The organism is Nguyenibacter vanlangensis (assembly GCF_013376155.1).
Lineage (GTDB): Bacteria > Pseudomonadota > Alphaproteobacteria > Acetobacterales > Acetobacteraceae > Gluconacetobacter > Gluconacetobacter vanlangensis.
In genome coordinates, this window is record NZ_JABXXP010000471.1 from 1 (window position 1) to 2,260 (window position 2,260).

The 2,260-nt window shown below is 67.6% G+C and carries 3 protein-coding genes; 2 read left to right on the plus strand and 1 reads right to left on the minus strand.

Annotation, left to right across the window (positions count from 1 at the left end; all coding sequences use genetic code 11):
• Positions 1-26: 26 nt before the first annotated feature.
• Complete coding sequence (locus HUK84_RS15400) at positions 27-482, plus strand: DUF2147 domain-containing protein (RefSeq protein ID WP_246285717.1); 456 nt, start codon at positions 27-29, stop codon at positions 480-482.
• A gap of 54 nt (positions 483-536) precedes the next feature.
• Positions 537-1,763 (plus strand): lactonase family protein, encoded by a 1,227-nt coding sequence (locus tag HUK84_RS15405; protein WP_176641069.1) that lies wholly within the window; start codon positions 537-539, stop codon positions 1,761-1,763.
• Between the two features lie 69 nt (positions 1,764-1,832).
• Here HUK84_RS15405 and ubiG read toward each other — a convergent pair.
• On the minus strand, positions 1,833-2,260 hold a 428-nt coding region (gene ubiG / locus HUK84_RS15410; protein ID WP_176641070.1), incomplete at its 5' end, for a bifunctional 2-polyprenyl-6-hydroxyphenol methylase/3-demethylubiquinol 3-O-methyltransferase UbiG.

Here is a 2,260-nt window from a genome sequence, read left to right on the forward strand (position 1 = left end):
CCAGGCGCACGCCGTGGGTCCGCCTCCTGCCGCTGCTCGCCCTCCTGGCCGCGCCGGCCGTGGCCCTCCAGGCCCCAACACAGGCACAGGCCCAGCCGGCCGACACGGGAATTTTATCCGTCCTGGGCTTGTGGGAAACCAAGGAACACGATGGGGTGTTCCAGATTACTTCCTGCGGCACTCAGGTCTGCGGGCGCCTCGTCGGCATGCGCTATACCGGCGAGGTTCCCAAGGGCAAGGACGGCGAATCCGAATGCGGACTCCTCATGTTGACCGGCTTCACGCCGGATCCCGACGATCCGGGCCGCTGGAACGGCCATATCCTGGATCCGGACGATGAGCACGTCTACCACGCCCAGATCTGGTCCCCGCGGGAAGGAGTCCTGAAGCTGCGCGGCTATGTCGGCATCCCCCTTTTCGGCGAGACCCAGACCTGGACCCGTTATGCGGGCACGATCGGCCCCCTCTGCCGAATGCCCTAGTGTCCTGCCCGTGCCCGTTTCCGTCGGAAAAGATCGAATCGAGATCCTACAAGAATGAACATGCTCCTTTCGCGACGTAACCTGATGCTGGCGCTCGCGGCGTCCGGCACCGTTCCCCTCGTTTCCGCCCGCGCCGCCATCCCCGCCACGTCGCGGACGCTGTGCTATATCGGCGGCTACAACAAGCACGCCCCCCCGGGCGGCGCGGGCAACGGCCAGGGCATCGCGGTGTTCGAGATGAACCGCCAGACGGGCGGCCTCATCCCCGTCACCACCTATATGGACATCGCCAGCCCGTCCTTCATCACGATGTCGGCCGACAGCCGCTTCCTGTACGCGCTCAGCGAAATCGACGATTTCAATGCCAGCCATGACGGCAGCGTCACCGCCTTCTCGATCGACCCGGTATCGGGCGAACTCAGCCGGCTGAACGCCGTCTCGTCGGGCGGCGCGGTCCCGGCCCATCTCAGCGTCCATCATTCCGGCCGCTACGTGCTGGTGGCCAATTATGTCGGCGGCAGCGTCGGCGTGCTGCCCATCCGCGCGGACGGCAGCCTGGGCGAGCCCACCGACGTGGTGCACAATACCGGCCCGCGCATGCCCGAGCGGGCCGAGGACAATCCCCCCGGCAATTACGCGGTCAGCGATCATTCCGGCTCGCACGTCCATATGGTCGCCAGCGATCCTTCGGGCCGCTTTGTCCTGGCCTGCGACGCCGGGCTCGACCGCGTCTATGTCTGGGCGCTGGATATCGCGACCGGCAAGCTGCACCCGGCCGCAACGCCCTTCATCAACCTGATCCCCGGCTCCGCCCCCCGCCATTTCGCCTTCAGCAATGACGGCAAGATCATCTACATCCTCTGCGAACAGGATTCGAAGGTCGTCGTCGCATCGTTCGATCCGCGCACCGGCGCCCTGACCCCGGTGCAGAAGGTCAGCACCGTCACGTCCTATTTCCAGGGCAGCACCCTGGCGGCGGAAATCCTGCTCTCGCCCAACGGCCGCTTCGTCTACGCCTCGAATCGCCTGGGCGATTCGCTGGCGGTGTTCCGGGTCAGCCCGCGCGACGGCACCCTGACCCTGGTCGACGAGGTCTGGATGCACGCCGATTACGGCCGCGCCATGATGTTCGACCCGTCCGGTACCTTCCTCTACTGCGCCAACCAGCGCAGCGATTCGGTGACCTCCTTCCGCATCAACCAGGAAACCGGGGCCCTGGACTTCACCTGGCACTTCACCGCCGTCGGCAGCCCGACCACCTTCGCCTTCCTGCAGATCTGACGCCGCGCCCATGCCCCGGTTCTCCCATGCCCCGGCCTTCCGCCGGGGCAGCCGGGGCAGGGGGGCCGTTCAGGGCGCCGCCAGGCAGGCGATATAATTCACCGACAGGTCCCGGCTCTCGCGCCATCCGCCGATGCCCGGGACCATGCCGGCCGTGTCCGACACGCGCAGCCCGGCCTGGCCCGCAAACGTGCCCAGCTCGGCGGGGGTGATGAATTTCCGCCATTCATGCGTGCCCGCCGGCAACAGGCGCAGCACGTATTCCGCCCCGATCTTGGCCGTTGCCAGCGACCGCCAGGTCCGGTTCAGGGTCGAGACGACGATCCTCCCGCCCGGCGCGACCATCCCGGCCAGCAGCCTCAGGAACGCGGCCGGATCGGTCACGTGCTCGATCACCTCCAGCGCGGTGATCGCATCGAAGCGCGCCCCGTCGGCCAGCAGCGCCTCGGCGCTCCCGGCGCGATAGGTCAGCATGCCGCCATCCGGGGGCAGGGGAT

Coding starts and splice junctions, on each gene's coding strand:
- HUK84_RS15405 (WP_176641069.1), top strand. CDS start 537: ATGAACATGCTCCTTTCGCGACGTAACCTGATGCTGGCGCTCGCGGCG.